Here is a 20,735-nt window from a genome sequence, read left to right on the forward strand (position 1 = left end):
ATTTATGCAGATTTCAGAAAAGTACAATCCACAGGAAACAGAACAAAAGTGGTACAATTACTGGTTGGAAAACAAATACTTCCATTCAGAACCAAATAAAAAGCCGCCTTACACTGTTGTGATCCCTCCGCCGAATGTGACGGGGATTTTGCACATGGGGCACATGCTGAACAATACCATTCAGGATGTTCTGGTCCGCCGTGCAAGAATGCAGGGTTTCAACGCCTGCTGGGTTCCGGGAACAGATCACGCTTCCATTGCTACGGAAGCCAAAGTTGTTGCTAAACTGAAATCCGAAGGAGTCAATAAATCTGATATTACAAGAGAAGAATTCCTAAAACACGCCTGGGAATGGACCGACAAATATGGGGGAACTATCCTTGAACAGCTCAAAAAGCTTGGATGTTCATGCGATTGGGAAAGAACCCGTTTTACGATGGAACCCAAACTTTCTCAACAGGTTATTAAATCATTTGTTGATTTATACAACAAAGGGCTGATCTATCGTGGATACAGAATGGTAAACTGGGATCCGGAAGCGAAAACTAATATTTCCGACGAAGAAGTAATTTTTAAAGAGCAAAACGGAAAGTTATATTTCCTGAAATATAAAATTGAATCTCCGGCGGGTTCAGATACCGAAGAATATTTGTCAGTAGCTACCACGCGTCCTGAAACTATTTTCGGGGATACAGCGGTTTGTATCAATCCTAATGATGAGAGATATGCTCATTTAAAAGGCAAAAAAGTTATTGTACCGATCGTAAACAGGGTAATTCCCATCATTGAGGACGAATATGTTGATATCGAATTCGGAACAGGCGCTTTGAAAATTACGCCGGCACACGATATCAATGACTACGAAATCGGGCAGAAGCACAACCTGCAAATGATAGATGCTTTGGATGATGACGGAAATCTGAATGAGTACGGGTTACATTATGCCGGGAAAAACAGATTCGAGGTAAGAAAGCAGATTGCCAAAGAACTGGAAGAAAAAGATCTTTTACTGAAAGCAGAAGATTATGTAAATAAAGTGGGAACTTCGGAAAGAACAGGTGCGGTTATCGAACCTAAAGTTTCCGTTCAATGGTTCCTTAAAATGTCTGAAATTGCAAAACCTGCGCTGGATGTTGTAATGGATGATGAGGTTAAATTTTATCCTGAAAAGTTTAAGAATACCTACAAACATTGGATGGAAAACATCCGTGACTGGAATATTTCCCGTCAGCTTTGGTGGGGACAGCAGATCCCTGCGTTCTATTATGGAGACGGAGAAAATGATTTCGTCGTTGCGGAAGATAAATATCAAGCTCTTGTAATATTAGAAGAACAAAAAGGAATTATAGCTGATATTGAGGATTTAAGACAAGACGAAGATGCTTTAGACACTTGGTTCTCATCATGGTTGTGGCCGATGTCGGTTTTCGACGGATTAATTGATCCTGAAAATAAAGATATTAATTACTATTATCCTACTTCAGATTTGGTAACAGGTCCTGATATTATTTTCTTCTGGGTAGCCAGAATGATTATGGCCGGACTGGAATACAGAAAAGAAGTTCCGTTCAAAAATGTTTATTTCACAGGAATTGTAAGAGATAAGCAGAGACGAAAGATGTCTAAGTCTTTAGGAAATTCACCCGATCCGCTGGAACTGATGGACAAATATGGAGCAGACGGAGTTCGTGTAGGAATTTTATTAAGTTCAGCAGCAGGAAACGACCTCCTTTTTGATGAAGATTTAATGCTTCAGGGAAGAAACTTCATGACTAAAATCTGGAATGCCTTCCGTCTGATCAATATGTGGAATCATGAAGACAAGCCGGCTAACTCAACAGAAACACAGACCATCGAATGGTTTGAAAATAAAATGCATAAAACCATTGCTGAAATTGATGACCAGTTTGAAAAGTTCAGAATTTCTGATGCTTTACATTTGATTTATAAACTGATCTGGGACGATTTCTGCGGCTGGTACCTTGAAGCCATCAAACCTAATTACGGAGAAGGAATTTCGAAAGAAGTGTATACTCAGACTATTTATTTCTTTGAAGAATTAATGAAATTACTCCATCCTTTCATGCCTTTCTTGACGGAAGAATTATGGCAGACGATTTCTGAAAGAGATGCTGATCACGCTTTGGTTATTGCCCAGCAGAAAAAAGCAGGAGCATTTAATGAAGAGATTATTAATAATTTTGAAACAGCGGCAGAACTGATTTCGGGAGTAAGAAATTACCGCCAGACAAAAGGAATTTCGCCAAGAGAAGCTGTCGAAATTTATACCAATGCTTCAGCGTTTGCAAACGAATCTGTTATTAAGAAATTAGCGAATGTTTCAGAAATTCATTTCGGAACGAAGACCGATAAGCCAAGCTTTACCTTCCTGGTGGGTGCAACAGAAGTATCCATTCCTTTAAGTGAAAACTTAGATTTAGGAGAAGAAAAAGCGAAAACAGAAGAAGAACTGAAATACTTAAAAGGGTTCCTGATTTCTGTAGACAAAAAGCTCTCCAACGAGAAGTTTGTTGCCAATGCCAAACCGGAAATCGTTGAGGTTGAGCGCAAAAAACAAAAAGATGCTCTCGATAAGATTGCAATTTTAGAAGAAAAGCTGAAAAGTTTATAATAAAAGGTTTAGGTTAAGGTTGAGTCTCAAGCTTAGCCTGAACCTTAATCTTAGCCTAAATATAACATGACACACATAGAAAACATACAAAAACTATTTTCTAAAAACTTCGTGGAAAGTCCTTTGCTGGAAAGTTTCGAAGTAGGAAAGATATACCTTTCAAGCGGTCATCTTGTTGCCTGTGATCCTTTGATTACAAATGACATGAAACCCTTTACAACGGTATTTCCAAAGGGAGATTTTTCCGTTTTGCTGCATAAGGAAAGAGAAAGCAATTGCGTAGCATATGCCGAAATCATTTTCAGCCAGGAAGCTATCATCGATTGGGATCTCGCTACCACAGAAGGTCAGGATATCAGCGATCTGGCCGAAGGTGAAGTTTTCGGATATCCGGTAGAAAGCGGTATGGGCTGTTTTATGGATACTGATACCCAAAATAATCTTAATGCACTGGAGCAAAGACTATATCACAGCAAAGGTGCAGACTTTATGGGCATCTACGAAGAATTTTTCCATGAATATTTCTTTGATGAAAAAGGAGCAATTGACCAGTTTGCATTTTTAAAACCCTCAGAAGATCATCCTGGAACTATTTTTGCCTTTGAAACAGGATACGGGGAGGGATTTTATGCAAGCTATATTGCTTACGATAAAAACCAGGTGCCTGTAAAAATCGTAACTGAGTTTATTGAAATTAGTTAGATCTAGTATAAATCTGACATAACCAACACAAATATTAAACGTATTAAAGGCAATGAATTTTTCATCAGAACAACCCAAAATCATCGTTATAGGAAGTTCATCCATAGATCTTGTCCTGGAAACGGAAAAAGTTCCCGGCCGTAATGAGACAGTTATTGCCAGCCAATCCGAAAGCTTTTTTGGCGGAAAAGGAGCTAACCAGGCTGTAGGAGCGGCAAGGCTTGGTGCAAGTGTGCATTTTGTGGGTTGTGTTGGTCAGGATCCGTTGGGACAACAGATCATGAGAAATATGATCAGTGAAAATGTGAATGTTGACTTCGTTTTTGAGACGGATCATGAATCCAGCGGAACGGCTTATGTTACCACTTCACACGGAAATTCAGCCATCGTTGTTGTACCCGCTGCCAATAATTATTTAAGCACGAAACATGTAGAATCCGCGGACCGCTATTTTCAGACTGCAGATTTAATTCTTCTTCAGCTTGAAGTTTCTATGGATGTTGTAGAATTTTCGGTGGATAAGGCTAAAAAATATGGTAAAAAAGTAGGGCTTTATGCATCTCCTGCACAAAAACTATCAGAAAAAATCGTTGAAAATCTTGATTTTATCATAGTTAAAAGCAACGAACTGCATATTCTTTTCGGGGAAGATCAAAGAGAAGAAATTCTAAAAAAATATTTCAATAAAGTTTTTGTAAGAGATGATATCAACTCTACCGTTTATTTTGACGGAACAGAGATGAAATACTGCAGGAATGAGAAAGACAGTACCATTTACAAAATGGGAATGGGCGACGCCTTTACCGTAGGATTTTCTATTGCATTATGCCACAACAATGATATCGAAGATTGCGTAAAGTTCGGAAATGAAGTTTCTTCAAGGGTTTCTGCGAAAAAAGGTTCCCAAACCGGACTTCCCAGATTGTCAGATTTCGTTTCATAAACTATTTGTCACATATCAAAAGGTGCGAAACTGCACACATATCCAAACTAAAATTTCCACTTTTATAGTGGATTTTTCTTTATCTATGGAGAAGTTAATAATAACAACAGAAGATCAGGCTGCTATTACAGCTCATTTGTTTTTACCGGAGCATGATAATCACAAACTATTGCTTATCAATTCTGCAACAGGAGTAAAACAGCAGGTCTACTTTTCTTTTGCCCGATATTTTGCGGAAAATGGTTTCACTGTAATTACGTATGATTATCGCGGGATAGGGCTTTCAAAACCCCGAAATATGAAAAACTTCAGAGCGTCCATGAGAATCTGGGGATCTGAGGATTTCAAAGCAATCACAGATTATATTAAGCTAAATTTTAAAGACTATAAAAAATTTGGTCTGGGACATTCTGTGGGAGCTTTAATTTTAGGAATGAATAAAGATTCTCATATATTCGAGGAATTTGTTTTTGTAGGAACCCAAAATGCTTTTGTCGGAAACTTAAAACTCAGGACAAAGATAGAAGCCTATCTGGGATTCGGAATTGTGCAGCCGTTAACCACAACATTATTAGGATATTTTCCCGCGCAATGGTTTGGACTGGGAGAAAGTCTTCCAAAAAATTGCGCATATGACTGGAGAACCTTAATTTTAAACAGGAAATCAACGAATGGTTTATTGGATAAAACCGATGATTATTCTAAATCGTTAACACAAAAAGTATTTGTCATCAGGGCTGAAGATGATGTGTGGCTGACTGAAAAAGGTGTGAAAAGTTTACTGAATGATACTTATCCTAATCTCAAACCGACTTACAGGCTAGTCAAAACCTCAGAATCTGAAAAAGGGGAAATAGGGCACGTTAACTTTTTTAGAAGCTACAACAAAAAGCTCTGGAATATTATTTTAAATGAATTGATATAAATGAAGAATCTGATCGAAAACACCGTAGAATTTGTAAAAGAAAAACTGAAAGGCGCCGAAGCCGGGCATGATTGGTATCATATTGAAAGAGTATGGAAGCTTTCAAAAAAAATTGCCGAAACGGAAAATTGTAACATGGAAGTAGTAGAATTGGCAGCACTTCTTCATGATATAGCCGATCCCAAGTTTCATAATGGTGACGAAACGCTGGCGCTGAAAGTTTCACGCGGATTTCTGGAAAATCAACACACTTCAGAAGATATCATTGAGAAAGTTTTATTCATTATTAAAAATATCTCATTTAAAAATATGGCAGAAGCGCCTGAAAATCTTCCTATTGAGCTTAAAATCGTACAGGATGCAGACAGAATTGATGCGATCGGGGCTATTGGTATTGCCAGAACGTTCAATTTCGGAGGTTTTAAAAATAATCTGATGTACGATCCGGAAATTGAGCCTAAGCTCAACATGTCGAAAGAAGAATATAAAAAATCTGACGGAACCACCATCAATCATTTCTACGAAAAGCTATTACTGCTGAAGGATCTTATGAATACCCCAAAAGGAAAAGCAATTGCAGCTGAAAGACATGATTTTATGCTGCAGTTTCTTGATCAGTTTTATAAAGAGTGGAACGTCAGCTGATATTTCTTCAGAAAGCTCTTTAAAATAAGTATCTTTGCAATATGGTATTCATTGTTCTGGCGATTTTCTGGGCTTTGGTGATTTCTCTTTTTTTATCTAAAATTAAAAGAGGAAAAGGAGCCGAATGGGCAAAACTGTTCCGTATTGTTACCATCGTTTTTTCGGTTTCTATTTTTACCTATTGGTTTATAAAAAAAAGTGTGATAGGAATCGTAGAAGACTCTGTGGCGCTTCAGGTAATCAACAAGCTTCCGCAACCCTTGGATTTTTACGTGGTCACACTCAATGATTCTGAAGTAAGTAAGGTGATTGATACAAAACATATCGGAACAATCCGGCCTGAATATTATCGTATCGAATATTTAAAAATGGATAAGTCTGATGAATACTGGATCGTTGGATATCTTGGAAAGAAAAACCTGGTTTACTTTTCACAACATTCGCTTCCTAATAAAAATATTGATCAGATTATTGAAGTCCGTAATTATATCAATCAGAGTGTAAAGCTTTCGGATCTGGCAAAAAAACAGGTGGAAGACTATAATTATGAAAATATAAAAGTAGGAATCTGGATTACACTGGATTTTCTTCTTTTATTCCTCAATATAATGTTACTGATCAGAAATAGGAAATAATAATTAGTCCCGGCTTGCGAAGCAAGCCGGGACTAATGTATGTTATAAGAATTTATCGAATATTAAGGATAATCTAAAATCATCATTATTCTTTCCTTAAATTCTTCCGGACAGTTCTTAATAATTTTATCTTTATTATGTTTACTGATCTGTTTTGGCTCTATCCATTCTGTGACATCGGAGCTTAAGCTATTATTGTCATAAACCCTTTTAATCTTGTCGTCTTCATAGAAGATGTATTCATCTCCCAGCCAGTTTGTTGAAATACTTATTTTACAAATTTCATTTTCCATATTGGTTTTTTTTTAATTGTCATCTTTTCTAATTTAACAATTATTCCAATACGAAAAATACTTTGAATGTAATTTTTTTTGTAGGGAAAACCGGTGAATTATTTTTCTTAAAACTGTGAATTTCAATGAACTTTATTACACTATATAGTGAATAAAATTAAAATTTATCAATTTTTAAAATAACGTTCCTGTGCTTTCTGTTGCCATTTTAGGGATGTGAAACTCCGTTTTCCACTCTTCATTCATTTTTTTGATGAAATATGCTGAGAGAAGAGGTGACGCTTTTTCAATATTCTGGTGTACAAAGAAGTAAAGATTCTGCAGGCCTTCATCTTTCCATTTGGCAAGGCGCTCCAGCCAGTCATCCAGACGTTCGTAATCACTTTCGGCATTAGCTCCGACGTAGCGGATAAATGCTGTAGGTGTTGTAAGCCGCATATGAAGCATATCTCTTCTTCCTGCAGTGTCTACAATGATATTGGTGATATTGTGTTCTTCGAAAAGCGCACAGGTCGTATCCAGGATTTCTTCATTGGTAAACCACTCTGTATTTCTTAACTCAATCGCTAACGGAACTTCTTTTGGCCAGTCTTTGACAAATTTTTCCAGTCTGTCGTAATCTTTGGGCTTAAAATTATCATGGAGCTGAAGAAATACCATTCCTAACTTTTCATCAAACTGCATTACGGAAGTGGCAAATTGGGTAACAGGCTCTGTTACGTCAATTAATCTTCTGAAGTGAGAAACAGAATTCGTTATTTTAGGAAAGAACTTAAAATCTTCCGGTGTTTTCTCTTTCCACGTCTGTACCTGGTCCGGAGTAGGCATACCATAGAAGGTCGCATTCAGCTCGATGGAATTAAACTGGGTAGCATAATAGGTCAGTTCATCTTTCGTTCCCTTCGGGTAAAATCCTTTCAGGTCGGTTTTATTCCATTTGGCACACCCGATCGAAATATTCTTTAAACCTTTCTTATTCTGGCTTAAAATCTTTTTGGTTGCAGGATGATCTTTTGGTAACGTAAAATCTATTTTCGAGGGATCTTCTACTTGTCCGAATTTCATATCTGAATTTTTTAGTGATTAACTCTTCTAACAAATATAAAATAAAAAAGCACGCCGGAAAAGCGTGCTGAAGTGAATATGTAATGTTTATTATTTGAGAGTCTTATGCTTCACAAGCTGTACAGGTAACAAAATTTACCATCATTTCTTTAGAAACAGAAGAACTTCTTTGATAATAAAGAGTTTTTACACCTTTTTTCCAGGCTTCAATGTATAAATAGTTAACATCTTTCACCGGCATGGTAGAAGGAATCTGAAGATTCAGGGATTGAGCCTGATCAATATATTGCTGTCTTTGCGCTGCCTGAGAAATAATTTCCATCGGAGAAATTTCTTTAAATGTTTTAAATACTGCTTTCTCTTCGTCAGTTAATTCTTTCAGGTGCTGTACAGAACCATGATTTAACATAATTGTTCTCCATGTTTCTTCATTGTCCAGTCCTTTTTCAGCCAATAATTTTGCCAGGTATTTGTTCTTACGCATAAAGTTTCCTTTTGCAAGGCCTGCTTTAAAATAGTTGGAAGCAAAAGGTTCAATTCCCGGAGAAGTCTGCCCCAGAATTGCAGAACTTGAAGTGGTAGGAGCAATAGCCATAGTGGTCGTATTTCTCAGCCCGTATCCTTTAAGAAGTTCCGGTTCCCCGTAAATATTGGCAAGTTCTCTTGAAGCCAGCTCCGCCTGTTCCTTAATTCTTCGGAAAGCTCTAGCATTAAACTGTGTTGCTTCAAAACTTTCAAAAGGAATCATATTTTTCTGAAGGTAAGAATGATATCCTAAAACACCTAAGCCCAACGCTCTGTGTCTCATGGCGAAATTTCTTGCTCCCTGGAGATAATAGTTACCTTCCGTTTTATCAATAAACTCAGATAAAACAGCATCTAAGAAATAGATCGCCAATTTTACCGCGTCGGTATCTTTCCATTCGTCATACAGTTCAAGGTTCATCGAAGACAAACAGCAGATGAATGATTCTTCCATGGTGGAAGGAAGCATGATTTCCGAACAAAGATTACTGGCGTTTACCGTTAATCCTAAATCTTTGTATACTTGCGGTTTATTTCTATTCACATTGTCGGTAAAGAAAATGTAAGGAAGCCCTTTTTGCTGACGGCTTTCCAGCACTCTTGCCCATACTTTACGCTTTTCCATATCACCGTCGATCATATCCTGCATCCAGTAATCCGGCACACAGATTCCTGTAAACAGGTTTTGAATAGGACTTCCGATATCTTTAATGGATAAGAATTCTTCAATATCCCCGTGATCGACATCAAGATAAGCTGCAAAAGCGCCTCTTCTTACACCGCCCTGAGATACAACGTCCATTGCCGTATCAAAAAGCTTCATAAAAGAAACGGCTCCTGAAGATTTTCCGTTATCGGTTACTGCAGTTCCTCTGTTACGAAGCTCCCCGAAATATCCTGAAGTTCCGCCCCCGATTTTGGTCTGCATGATGACTTCACCCATTTTGTGGGTAATTCCTTCAATGCTGTCCGGAATGTGAACGTTGAAGCAGGAAATAGGAAGGCCTCTCTGGGTTCCCATATTAGCCCAAACCGGAGAAGAAAAGCTGATCCATCCTTTGGTGATCATTTCCTTGAATGCGGGTTGAAGTTCAGGTTTGTACAGTCTTTTGGCCGCTGCAGTAGTAATTCTGTCGATAGCACCTTCTACTGTTTCCCCTTTCAGCAAATAGCCTCTGTTAAGCATTTGCTCAGACTCTTCATTGAGCCACCATATATTTGTATTCTGTTCTTCCATAGTTGTTTATATTTTCGAAATTCCTGAACGGTTTTAAGGTTCAGGAATTTGTTGCTTTATTAAGAATAAGTTTTTAAAAAACTGTAAATATGCTTCGACAGGCTTAGCATGATACCGCTAATACTATCTGTTTCGACGTTCGCTTCGCTCGCTCCTTAAATGATCAAACCAATTTAGAAAAGATCATTCGCCGTAATACTCTTATCGTGCTTTGTATAATCTACCGGTCTTTTCGCAAAGAAATCATCCATTGAATTGGCAAAAACTTCCTCTTCGAACCACACCATCGGACGGTATTGTTCAGGAGAGACATTGTATCTTGTAGTCATGTTGATTTTCTTTAAGCTGTCGTCAACACGGTATTTCATGAAGTTCAGCAAATCTTCCTTTGAGAATACAGTCAGTTCGCCCAATTCGAAGATCCAGTCAAGAATTTCTCCTTCCAGCTCAACAGATTGGTCAACTAAAGTGTAAATATCTTCAATATCAGAATCAGTAAGAAGATCAGGCTGTTCTTCACGGATCTTGTTGATCAGATAGATTCCGGCATTGGCGTGAATCTGCTCATCTACGGAAGTCCATGCAATGATGTTGGAAACATTCTTCATATATCCTTTAAATCGGGTAAAAGAAAGGATAATAGCAAACTGAGAGAAAAGCGAAACGTTTTCGATAAGGATGCTGAACAGTAAAAGTGAGGAAACATATTCTTTAGGCGTTGCAGAATTGGCATGCTTCAGAACATTTGATAAAAAGTCAATTCTCTTTTTTACGGCAGGAATTTCAACAACATTCATAAATTCGTCATTGTAGCCCAACACTTCCAACAGACGGGAGTAGGCTTCGGAATGACGGAATTCACATTCTGCAAAAGTAGCTCCCAGACCGTTGAATTCAGGTTTCGGAAGATGATTGTATAGATTTCCCCAGAATGTTTTTACGGATACTTCAATCTGTGCAATCGCCAAAAGGGCATTTTTTACAGCGTGTTTCTCATTGGGTTCCAGCTGTGAATGAAAATCCTGAACATCAGCGGTAAAATCCACCTCCGAGTGCACCCAAAATGATTTGTTGATCGCTTCCACGAATTGAAGAACCTCAGGGTATTCAAATGGTTTGTAGCTTACTCTTTTATCAAAAATTCCCATATTTTAGAATGTCTTAAAAAATTAATTATTAGATTGATGTGGATAAAGTTCAAAAAATATTCAACATTTTGATTTGCTGACACTTACGTTTAAAAGTTATTAACTGACGAAGTGTTTATTTTTTGGTGATGTACAAGTACAAAGTTAGAAAACAAGAACTGTATTTAAAAGGGCGAAACACTAAATGATTGAGTTTTAACCGTAAAAGTTTTCCACATTTACATGAAAACCGCTTAGACACTGGCTTTCAAAGGCATGTCCCACAAAAATGTTTGTTATAAGTGAATTATTATTAAACAATTATCTGCAAATAGCTATAAATAAAGGCATAATACATTAAACAATAATTTAATTGAAGAATTTTTCTTTCTGCGTAACAAATTAAAATTTATATCTACTTATTGGATAAATATATCCCGTTTAAATGTTAGTAATTCAGGATTTACATAAGTCATACGATACCGGAAAAAGTAAGCTTCACGTTCTTAAAGGAATCAATCTTACCATTTCCGAAGGTGAGTTTGTTTCCATTATGGGAAGCTCCGGATCCGGAAAATCTACTTTGCTCAATATTATCGGTATCCTTGATGAGAAGGATTCCGGGATCTATGAGCTTGATGGCGTTCCGATAGAGCATCTGTCTGAAGTGAAGGCTGCAGAATACAGAAGTAAATTTTTGGGATTTATATTCCAGTCGTTCAACCTGATCGGGTATAAGACTGCTCTGGATAATGTTGCCCTTCCTTTATATTATCAGAATGTCCCGAGAAGAGAACGCGAACGCAAAGCTATGGAGTATCTGGAAAAAGTGGGACTTGCTCAGTGGGCAAATCATTTACCTAATGAACTTTCCGGAGGACAGAAACAGAGGGTTGCCATCGCAAGGGCATTAATCACTGATCCCAAAGTTGTGCTTGCCGATGAGCCGACAGGAGCTTTGGATTCTAAAACCACGCACGATATCATGAAACTGCTTCAGGATATTAATAATGAAGGGAAAACAATCATTGTTGTTACACACGAACCGGACGTAGCTGCCCAAACCAAACGGAATGTCATTCTGAAAGACGGAATTATTGAAAGTGATGAGTTTATTAAGCAGCTGGTTTTATAGGCTGGAAGATAGGAGATGGAAGCTTGGGGATGGAAAATGAAAATTTTAATAATTAAATAAATCAGCGGAAAGAGTGGAGACTTTATCATCATACTTCCCGTTTCAAATCTAAAGAAATATGTTCGACCTAGATCGCTGGCAGGAAATATTCAGTTCTATTCGCAGTAATGTATTGCGGACGGTACTTTCCGGCTTTACTGTGGCTTTGGGATTATTCATTTTCATTGTTCTGTTCGGAATAGGAACAGGATTGCAGAATGCATTTACACAAGGATTTGCCAGGGATGCCCAGAATCTTATTTCCATTGTAACCGGAAAAACAACCATTGCCTATAACGGCCTACAGTCTGACAGGCAGGTTACCATGAATAATGCTGACTACGATTTCCTTGTTAATATCGATAAAGAAAAAGTTGGAAGCTCAACACCGAGATATACCTCAAATTTACTCGTGAAATATGGCAAAGAGAGCGGAAACTATCAGATTAATGGTGCAAAACCTGAAGAGCAGGTTATTGAAAACCGAAAAATACTTGAAGGCAGATATCTTATGCCAACCGATTTGGAAAGAAAGCAGAATGTAGCCGTGATTGGAAGAATGGTGCAGCGTGACCTCATAAAAAACGGAAGCCCTGTCGGAAAAGAATTAAATATCAACGGAACCATGTTTAAAGTGATTGGTGTATTTTCAGACGACGGCGGCGACTGGGACGAAAGGCATATCACCGTGCCGATCACCACTTTGCAGCAAATGAAAAAGGGTTCGGATACGGTCAGCATCAATTATATTGCTTATAATGATAAATTAACGCCGCAGGAAGCCATAAAATACGGTGACGAATTAAAGGAAAGACTGAAATCCAGAAAAAATGTGGCGCCCGATGATGAAAACGGAGTAAGAGTCTGGAACAATGCCCAGAATATGAACGATACATTCGCTTTCATGGCAGTACTTACAGGTATTGTTGGTTTTATCGGGTTGGGAACTTTGGCCGCCGGAATTATCGGAATCAGTAACATCATGGTTTATATCGTAAAAGAAAGAACCAAAGAAATCGGCGTACGAAAAGCGATTGGAGCAAAACCGAGGAGTATTGTTGCCCTTATTGTTCAGGAGAGTGTAGTAATTACAGTAATTTCCGGTTTGATAGGTGTTGGCCTTGGTGTGCTGGCCCTGTATTTAATAGGGAATAACCTGGAAGAATATTTCATTAAAGATCCGAGTGTGGGATGGGGGCATATTTTTGCTGCGTTCGTCGCTCTTGTCTTATCCGGGTTGATTGCGGGATTTGTTCCTGCCTACAGGGCATCTAAAATCAAACCTATTGAAGCATTAAGAACGGAATAGACAACGTGAATGATGAATTTTTTGATTTAGCAAAAATTAAATTCATAGTAAATCACTTTTATTAAAAAACGGACAGTCAAAAAATGAATATACTATTTAAAAAAGATACCTGGCAGGAGATTTATTATTCACTCAGGAATAATAAACTTCGGACATTTCTTACCATGATTGGTGTAGGCTGGGGTATGTTTTTGTATGTAAGTCTGCTTGGTGCAGCCAAAGGAATGGAAAACGGTTTCGATAAGCTTTTTTCCGGATTTGCTACCAATTCAATTTTTCTTTGGGCGCAAAATACCTCAATTCCTTATGAAGGTTTTCCTAAAGGAAGGCAGATGCATCTTCACCTTTCCGATATCGATATGCTGAAAAGAAAAGTGGCCGAAATTGATTATATCTCGCCGCAGAATTCACGAGGAAGTTTTACGGGAACTCCGGGAGAATCGATGTCAAGAAATGGCAAAAGCGGGACTTATGCATTAACGGGAGATTATCCGGTCGGTAATAAAATTTCAGAAAAAAAACTGATTTTCGGAAGATATATCAACGATGCCGATGTCTCAGGAAATAAAAATGTAGCCGTAATCGGTGAAGAGATTTATAAAAACTTTTTCGACTCTAAAAAGAATGAAAACCCACTTGGGAAATCTATTAACATTAAAGGAATTTTCTTTAACGTCATTGGTGTATTCAGAATAAAGAAAAACGGAGGTTTTGAAAATGATCAGACTGTTTTTATTCCGCTTTCCACCTATACTAAAATGTATAATGCAGGGGATCAGATTGATATGTTTGCTATTGTTAGTAAACCTGATGCCAACGTGAATTCCGTTGAAGAAACCGTAAAGCTCGAATTAAAAGCTAAAAATAAAGTTTCTCCTGAAGATACGAATGCTTTCGGAAGTTTTAACCTCGGGAAAGAATTTAAAAAACTGACAGGCTTTCTTACGGGAATGCAGCTTCTCACCATTATCGTGGGAACATTAACGATTTTGGCAGGGGTAATTGCCATTTCCAATATCCTTTTAATTACCGTAAAAGAAAGAACAAAGGAAATAGGAATCCGAAGAGCTTTAGGCGCTAAGCCTTCTGAAGTGAGAAACCAGATTCTTCTGGAAAGTGTGGTAATTACGCTGTCTTCGGGACTTCTTGGCTTTATGTTCGGGATTTTCGTTTTGATGCTTTTGGACACCTTAACTCAGGGACAGGATTCATTTCCGTTTTATAATCCTACGGTAAATTACGGGAATGTTTTTGCAGCGATGGGTGTTATGGTGGTTTTGGGGCTTATCATCGGGATGATTCCGGCACAGAGAGCTGTAAAGATACGGCCTATTGAAGCATTAAGAACAGAATAGGACTTTTAATCATTTAATATTTAAATAAAAATAAACTATACATATGAAAAAGAAATTCACCTGGAAAAAAGCCATTTATATTATTCTCGGGCTTTTATTTGCAGTGGCACTCTTCTCAGGAATCAGATATTTTGTAAAATCCAATTCTAAAGAGAGCGAAGCTTTTCTTACCCGTAAGCCTACTGTTCAGAATATGGAGGACAAGGTAATGGCGACAGGAAAAATTATTCCCAAGGAAGAAATTGAAATCAAACCAAATATAGCAGGGATTATTGATAAAATTTTGGTGGACGAAGGCGATAAAGTGGAAGCCGGACAGCTGATTGCGACCGTAAGAATTGTCCCGAATATTGCAGAGGTAAACAATGCACAACAAAATGTGAGTAACCAGCAGCTTCAGATCAACAATGCCAGAATGAATGTTGAAAATATGCGCAAACAGTTTGAAATGCAGGAAAGACTGTACAAACAGGGCGTTGCTTCCAAACAGGAATTTCTGAATGCCCAACAGCAGCTGTACACAACACAACAGGCACTGAAAAATGCCCAACAGCAGCTCGTAACGGCACAGAAAGCGTTGCTGATTGCAAAAACAGGTGCAACTCCGGAGCTTCAGGGACTTGCTACAACGCAGATTCGTTCAAAAGCGGCAGGAACAGTTCTTGAGGTACCCGTAAAAGTAGGAAGCCAGGTGATTGAAGCTAACTCTTTCAACGCCGGAACTACCATTTGCTCCATTGCTGATCTTAATTCATTGATCTTCCAGGGGGAAATTGATGAAGCACAGGCAGGAAAACTAAAACAGGGAATGGATATGAACATCGTCATCGGTGCTCTTCAGAATAAAACTTTCCCTGGAAGACTTACTATGATTGCTCCAAAAGGGAAAGACAATAACGGAACTATTAAATTCCCTGTTGAGGGTGATGTATTCAACCCAAATAATGAATACATCCGGGCAGGATTTTCTGCCAACGGTGAAATCGTTCTTACATCAAAGAAAAATGCATTGTTACTTGATGAATCTTTGATCCAATACGAAAAGAAAAACGGTAAAGATGTGCCTTTCGTTGAGGTGAAACAAAAAGATGGTAAATTCAAAAAAGCATATGTGAAACTGGGCGCAAGCGACGGAATCAATGTCGAAATTCTTTCCGGAATCGATAAAAACGCAGATGTGAAAGTCTGGAACCCTTCTGATAAAGACAAGGAAGAATTAAAAGAAAAATCAAAGAAATAGTAAACTAACACTATACATTTAGATGTAATCCTGAGGAAATTATTTTCTCAGGATTTTTTTGAGATAATCACGACCTGTCGGTATATTTGTGTTAATGATGTAACAAATAAAGGTTCGAAAATGTCTTAATTTTAACAATAAAGACCATGAAAAAAAGCGGAATTATACTGATCGTATTTGTAATACTTAAATTTATCCTTCAATATTCATTAATCAATCCGGAATATGAACTCCACCGGGACGAATATCTGCATCTGGATCAGGGAAATCACCTGGCCTGGGGATTTTTGTCGGTTCCTCCTGTGAGCTCATGGCAGGCTTTTATAATTAATGCTTTAGGAAATTCTGTATTTTGGGTTAAGTTTTTTCCGGCTCTTTTCGGTGCATTAACGATCGTTGCCGTCTGGAAAACGGTGGAAGAACTGAAAGGTGGTCTTTATGCCTGTATTTTAGCCGCTTCGGGAGTTTTGCTTTCGGTGTTGCTGAGGCTTAATATGCTTTTCCAGCCGAATTCGCTTGAGGTGCTGCTGTGGACTATGTTTTATTTTTGTGTCATTAAATATATAAATTCTGACAGGGTGAAATGGCTGTACGCAGGAGCCATATTTCTGGGCATCGGTTTTTTAAACAAATACAACATTGTGTTTTCGCTGTTGGGTCTTATTCCTGCTATATTATTGAGTGTTCACAGAAAAATATTCCTGCAAAAACATTTTTACTTTGCGGCACTGCTGGCATTGCTGATCATTTTACCCAATATGGTTTGGCAGTTTCAAAATGATTTTCCGGTCATTCATCATATGAAAGAACTTTCCGAGAGGCAGCTTGTCAATGTCAGCCGTCTGGATTTTATAAAATCTCAATTCCTGTTCTTTTTAGGATCGATCTTAGTGATTATGGCCGGATTTTATGCTTTGCTGTTTTACAGGCCTTTTGAAAAGTTCAAGTTTTTCTTCTGGTCCTATATTTTTACAATTGCCTTATTTTTATTGTTAAAAGCTAAAGACTATTATGCCATCGGTGTTTATCCTGTTTATATTTCGTTCGGAGCTATTTTTCTTGCAGATCGTTTTGAAAGATTAAAACAAGGTGCTGTTTTAAGAATAGCCTTTGTATCGATTGTAATTGTCGCTTTTATTCCCTTGTACCGTATCGCTTTTCCTAATAAAAGTCCGGAGTATATCGTCTCTCATCAGGAGCCGTATAAAAAATTAGGACTGCTTCGGTGGGAAGATGGCAAAGATCATCCGCTTCCGCAGGATTTTGCAGATATGCTGGGCTGGAAAGAACTTGCCGAAAAAACTGACCGTGAATATGAAAAACTTTCAAAAACCGGGAAGACACTGGTGCTTTGTGATAATTACGGTCAGGCAGGAGCAATTAATTTTTATTCTGAAAAAGGAATAAAGGCGGTTTCTTTTAATGCCGATTATATCAACTGGTTTGACTTGGGCAAGCCATATCACAATTTAATCCGGATAAAAGAATTTTCGGATAATGAACTGGAAAAAACGAGCCCTTTCTTTAAGACCGGGAAAATTTCAGATTCTATTACGAATCCTTTTGCAAGAGAAAAAGGTACTTTAATTTTCAGCTTTCAGGGTGCAAAAATTAATATCAATAAAAGAATTCAGAATGAAGTAGATGCGGTAAAAGCTGATTACTAACAACTTGTATCCATTATTATAATTATTATGTTTAAAAGAATAATTATTAATGCAATTAAGTTGCGTTAATAATTATTTTTTATCTTTGTTAAATAATGAACGGTTCATTACTTGTATGTATAAACAGCAAATAATTATTTATGGAAAACAACTTTGATGTCATCATAATAGGAGGAAGTTATGCGGGATTATCTGCAGCGATGTCTCTGGGAAGATCTTTAAGAAAAGTACTTGTGATCGATGGTGGGAAACCCTGCAACAGACAGACTCCTTATTCACACAACTTTATCACCCAGGATGGTAAAACTCCAAATGAGATTTCAGAAATAGCAAAAGAACAGGTTCTGAAATATGAAACAGTAATCTTTTTCGACGGTTTGGTTACAAAAACTTCCCGAAATTCAAGCGGTTTTGAAGTTGAGACCGATAACAGCAAAAAATTCTCAGCTAAAAAAATAATTCTGGCTTCCGGAGTGAAAGACCAGATACCGGATATCAAAGGATTTGCAGAATGCTGGGGAATTTCCGTAATCCATTGTCCGTATTGTCACGGTTATGAAGTGAAAGGCAAAACAACAGGGCTTCTTTCTAACGGTGATCTGGCCTTTGAATTTTCTAAACTGGTTTTTAACCTTACAAAAGATCTTACCTTATTTACTAACGGACAGTCTACATTAAATGAAGAACAGACAGAGAAATTCAACCAAAATAAAATTGAAATCACTGAATCTGAAATAAAAGAAATCTTTCATGAAAATGGTCATATTCAGAAAGTGATATTTAAAGACGGACGTGAAAAAGAACTGGAAGCTTTATATGTGAAAATACCTTTTGAGCAGAATGTTAATCCTGAAGATCTTCAGCTTGAGCTTACCGAGCATGGTTTTATTAAAATAGATCATTTTCACAAAACCAGCGCAGACGGTGTATTTGCGTGCGGAGACAATACAACTCTGATGAGGTCTGTTGCCAATGCAGTCGCACAGGGAAATTTCACAGGAGCGATTGTCAACAAAGAACTGTCGGAAGAAAGCTTTTAAATTTGTATATAAAATTCCTTTCAATATTTTGTGAGGAATTTTTATTACCACCGGTATTAAATTTAAGCCTGAATTTAAAAATGCTGTAAAATCTCATTAGTAGCAAATATTCAGGATGTATTGTTAATCTTAAGTCCAAAAATCATATTTACGGATACTGAAATCTCGGCAGAAATTTCGTACTTTTGGGGTGAAAAATTTCAAAAACTAAAAGTAAAATGGATATTATTTTCGACCTGATTGAAAAAGAAAGACAAAGACAAACTCATGGAATTGAGATGATTGCATCAGAGAACTTTGTTTCTGATAATGTAATGAAAGCCATGGGAAGCGTGCTTACCAACAAATATGCTGAAGGATATCCCGGAAAAAGATATTACGGAGGATGTGAAGTAGTAGATGAGGTTGAAACATTGGCGATTGAGAGAGCAAAACAGCTTTTCGGAGTGGATTATGTAAACGTTCAGCCACATTCAGGTTCTCAGGCGAATGCTGCCATTTATCTTGCAGTTTTGAAGCCGGGTGACAAAATTATGGGGATGGATCTTTCTATGGGAGGACACCTTACACATGGTTCAGCGGTTAATTTTTCAGGAATTCAGTATGATGTCGTTTCTTACGGCGTACAGCAGGAAACAGGTCTCATCGATTATGATCAGATGAGAGAGGTGGCTTTAAGAGAAAAGCCGAAAATGCTTATCGCAGGTTTCTCTGCTTATTCAAGAGATCTGGATTATGCAAAATTCAGAGAAGTGGCAGATGAGATAGGAGCTACTCTTTGGGCAGATATTGCACATCCAGCCGGTTTAGTGGCAAAAGGATTGCTGAATTCACCGTTTGAGCATTGTCATGTGGTAACTACAACAACGCATAAAACATTAAGAGGTCCGAGAGGAGGGATGATTATGATGGGGAAAGATTTCGAAAATACATACGGCCACAAAACTCCGAAAGGCGAAACTAAAATGATGAGCCAGGTTCTGGACGGTGCTGTTTTCCCTGGTATTCAGGGAGGTCCGCTGGAGCATGTGATTGCAGGAAAAGCGGTTGCTTTCGGGGAAGCTTTGGATACGCAATTTGAAACGTATGCAAAACAGGTTAAATCTAATGCACAGGCTCTTGCAAAAGCAATGATTGACAGAGGTTTTAATATCGTAAGCGGAGGAACGGATAACCATCTGATGCTGGTTGACCTCAGAAACAAAGGCGTAAACGGTAAAGAAACTGAAAAAGCGCTTGTTCTTGCTGATATTACGTGCAACAAAAACATGGTTCCTTTTGATGATAAATCACCTTTTACAACTTCCGGGATCAGACTGGGAACTGCAGCCATTACAACAAGAGGTTTAAAAGAAAATGATATGGACACAATTGCGGAACTAATTTCTGAAGTGGTAGACAATATTAAAAATGAAGAAGTGCTTACATCCGTAAGAAAAAAAGTAAATGAATTAATGGAGGGCAAAGCTCTATTTAACTATTAATTAATATCAAAACTCAACGATAAAGAATGGGCATCTGCTCATTCTTTTTTATGCAATATGGAAAAGAAGTCGTTCACCTTCGAAGAGATAAAACAGAAGCTGGTAAACTATTGTGTATACCAGGACCGCTGTCATTATGAGGTTGAACAAAAAATGAAAGAATTTCTTCTTATTGATGAAGCGAAAGAGGAAATCATGCTTTATCTCCTTCAGGAAAACTACTTAAATGAAGAAAGATTTACCCGCAGCTACATCAGAGGAAAATTTTATATTAAACACTGGGGTAAAACAAAGATCAAAATTCATCTTAAGCAGAAGCAGGTGCCGGAAAAATTAATTAATGTATGTTTTGATGAAATTGATGAAAATGATTATAAGAAAACCATCCGTAAGATCTATGAAGATTATTATTCAAAACAAAAAGGGCTTAAAGAATACCAGCGAAAATCGAAAACAATAAAATATTTAATGAGCCGCGGATTTGAATATGAGAAAATAAATGATATTTTTGAATAAGTAAAAACACATAATAAGATTTAAATAAAAATGATGATTAATAATTTGACCTAAAAAAATTGTATTGATTCGCAATACATTTCATGAATTGGTGAAACGATTACATAAATTGTCGGAATGTGGTATGTTTTTTGCCTCAATTGTTTCCTCAAATTACGGAATATCTCTTACTCGATGATTTTCGGATACAATATTATTTCTGAATTAAATTTAATTTTTAA

18 protein-coding genes are annotated in these 20,735 nt (G+C 37.5%); 14 read left to right on the forward strand and 4 right to left on the reverse strand.

The annotated features are described in order from the left end of the window. The first annotated feature begins 4 nt into the window (after positions 1-4). From HHL20_RS01285 to HHL20_RS01310, 6 genes are all read left to right on the forward strand, one after another. Complete coding sequence (locus tag HHL20_RS01285; RefSeq protein ID WP_169229399.1) at positions 5-2,632, forward strand: valine--tRNA ligase; 2,628 nt, start codon at positions 5-7, stop codon at positions 2,630-2,632. 66 nt (positions 2,633-2,698) lie between these two features. After that, complete coding sequence (locus HHL20_RS01290; protein ID WP_169229400.1) at positions 2,699-3,334, forward strand: DUF4241 domain-containing protein; 636 nt, start codon at positions 2,699-2,701, stop codon at positions 3,332-3,334. Positions 3,335-3,386: 52 nt separating this feature from the next. Then, a complete protein-coding gene (locus HHL20_RS01295; RefSeq protein WP_169229401.1) occupies positions 3,387-4,277 on the forward strand; it encodes a ribokinase in 891 nt (296 codons plus the stop codon). A gap of 85 nt (positions 4,278-4,362) precedes the next feature. Beyond that, positions 4,363-5,202: an alpha/beta hydrolase family protein gene (locus tag HHL20_RS01300; RefSeq protein ID WP_169229402.1), complete on the forward strand. Its 840-nt coding sequence runs from the start codon at positions 4,363-4,365 to the stop codon at positions 5,200-5,202. Further along, positions 5,203-5,847 (forward strand): HD domain-containing protein, encoded by a 645-nt coding sequence (locus HHL20_RS01305; RefSeq protein WP_169229403.1) that lies wholly within the window; start codon positions 5,203-5,205, stop codon positions 5,845-5,847. It begins immediately after the preceding gene. Positions 5,848-5,888: 41 nt separating this feature from the next. Next, positions 5,889-6,482, forward strand: a complete 594-nt coding sequence (locus HHL20_RS01310) for a hypothetical protein (RefSeq protein WP_185194783.1) — start codon at positions 5,889-5,891, stop codon at positions 6,480-6,482. 62 nt (positions 6,483-6,544) lie between these two features. Here the strand turns inward: HHL20_RS01310 and HHL20_RS01315 are convergent, their stop codons facing one another. From HHL20_RS01315 to HHL20_RS01330, 4 genes are all read right to left on the reverse strand, one after another. Then, positions 6,545-6,775, reverse strand: coding sequence for a hypothetical protein (locus tag HHL20_RS01315; protein ID WP_169229404.1), 231 nt, complete (start codon positions 6,773-6,775; stop codon positions 6,545-6,547). A 174-nt stretch (positions 6,776-6,949) separates the two neighbouring features. Beyond that, positions 6,950-7,840 (reverse strand): DUF72 domain-containing protein, encoded by an 891-nt coding sequence (locus tag HHL20_RS01320; protein WP_169229405.1) that lies wholly within the window; start codon positions 7,838-7,840, stop codon positions 6,950-6,952. 103 nt (positions 7,841-7,943) lie between these two features. Continuing rightward, complete coding sequence (locus HHL20_RS01325) at positions 7,944-9,602, reverse strand: ribonucleoside-diphosphate reductase subunit alpha (RefSeq protein WP_169229406.1); 1,659 nt, start codon at positions 9,600-9,602, stop codon at positions 7,944-7,946. A gap of 173 nt (positions 9,603-9,775) precedes the next feature. Continuing rightward, the gene (locus HHL20_RS01330; protein ID WP_169229407.1) at positions 9,776-10,750 is read right to left on the reverse strand and encodes a ribonucleotide-diphosphate reductase subunit beta; all 975 of its coding nucleotides are present in this window, start codon (positions 10,748-10,750) and stop codon (positions 9,776-9,778) included. 424 nt (positions 10,751-11,174) lie between these two features. On the opposite strand from HHL20_RS01330, the gene HHL20_RS01335 reads away from it, so the two are divergent. From HHL20_RS01335 to HHL20_RS01370, 8 genes are all read left to right on the forward strand, one after another. Further along, positions 11,175-11,864, forward strand: coding sequence for an ABC transporter ATP-binding protein (locus tag HHL20_RS01335; RefSeq protein WP_169229408.1), 690 nt, complete (start codon positions 11,175-11,177; stop codon positions 11,862-11,864). Between the two features lie 118 nt (positions 11,865-11,982). Next, positions 11,983-13,212: an ABC transporter permease gene (locus tag HHL20_RS01340; protein WP_169229409.1), complete on the forward strand. Its 1,230-nt coding sequence runs from the start codon at positions 11,983-11,985 to the stop codon at positions 13,210-13,212. An 83-nt stretch (positions 13,213-13,295) separates the two neighbouring features. Beyond that, a complete protein-coding gene (locus HHL20_RS01345; protein WP_169229410.1) occupies positions 13,296-14,567 on the forward strand; it encodes an ABC transporter permease in 1,272 nt (423 codons plus the stop codon). A 43-nt stretch (positions 14,568-14,610) separates the two neighbouring features. Continuing rightward, positions 14,611-15,807 (forward strand): efflux RND transporter periplasmic adaptor subunit, encoded by a 1,197-nt coding sequence (locus HHL20_RS01350; RefSeq protein WP_185194784.1) that lies wholly within the window; start codon positions 14,611-14,613, stop codon positions 15,805-15,807. Between the two features lie 146 nt (positions 15,808-15,953). Beyond that, complete coding sequence (locus tag HHL20_RS01355) at positions 15,954-17,474, forward strand: glycosyltransferase family 39 protein (protein ID WP_169229411.1); 1,521 nt, start codon at positions 15,954-15,956, stop codon at positions 17,472-17,474. A 140-nt stretch (positions 17,475-17,614) separates the two neighbouring features. Further along, positions 17,615-18,514, forward strand: coding sequence for an NAD(P)/FAD-dependent oxidoreductase (locus HHL20_RS01360; RefSeq protein WP_169229412.1), 900 nt, complete (start codon positions 17,615-17,617; stop codon positions 18,512-18,514). Positions 18,515-18,732: 218 nt separating this feature from the next. Continuing rightward, positions 18,733-19,998, forward strand: coding sequence for a serine hydroxymethyltransferase (gene glyA / locus HHL20_RS01365; protein WP_169229413.1), 1,266 nt, complete (start codon positions 18,733-18,735; stop codon positions 19,996-19,998). Between the two features lie 57 nt (positions 19,999-20,055). Further along, positions 20,056-20,514, forward strand: coding sequence for a regulatory protein RecX (locus HHL20_RS01370; RefSeq protein ID WP_185194785.1), 459 nt, complete (start codon positions 20,056-20,058; stop codon positions 20,512-20,514). Positions 20,515-20,735: the final 221 nt, after the last annotated feature.

Source organism: Chryseobacterium cheonjiense, from assembly GCF_012927265.1.
GTDB lineage: Bacteria > Bacteroidota > Bacteroidia > Flavobacteriales > Weeksellaceae > Chryseobacterium > Chryseobacterium cheonjiense.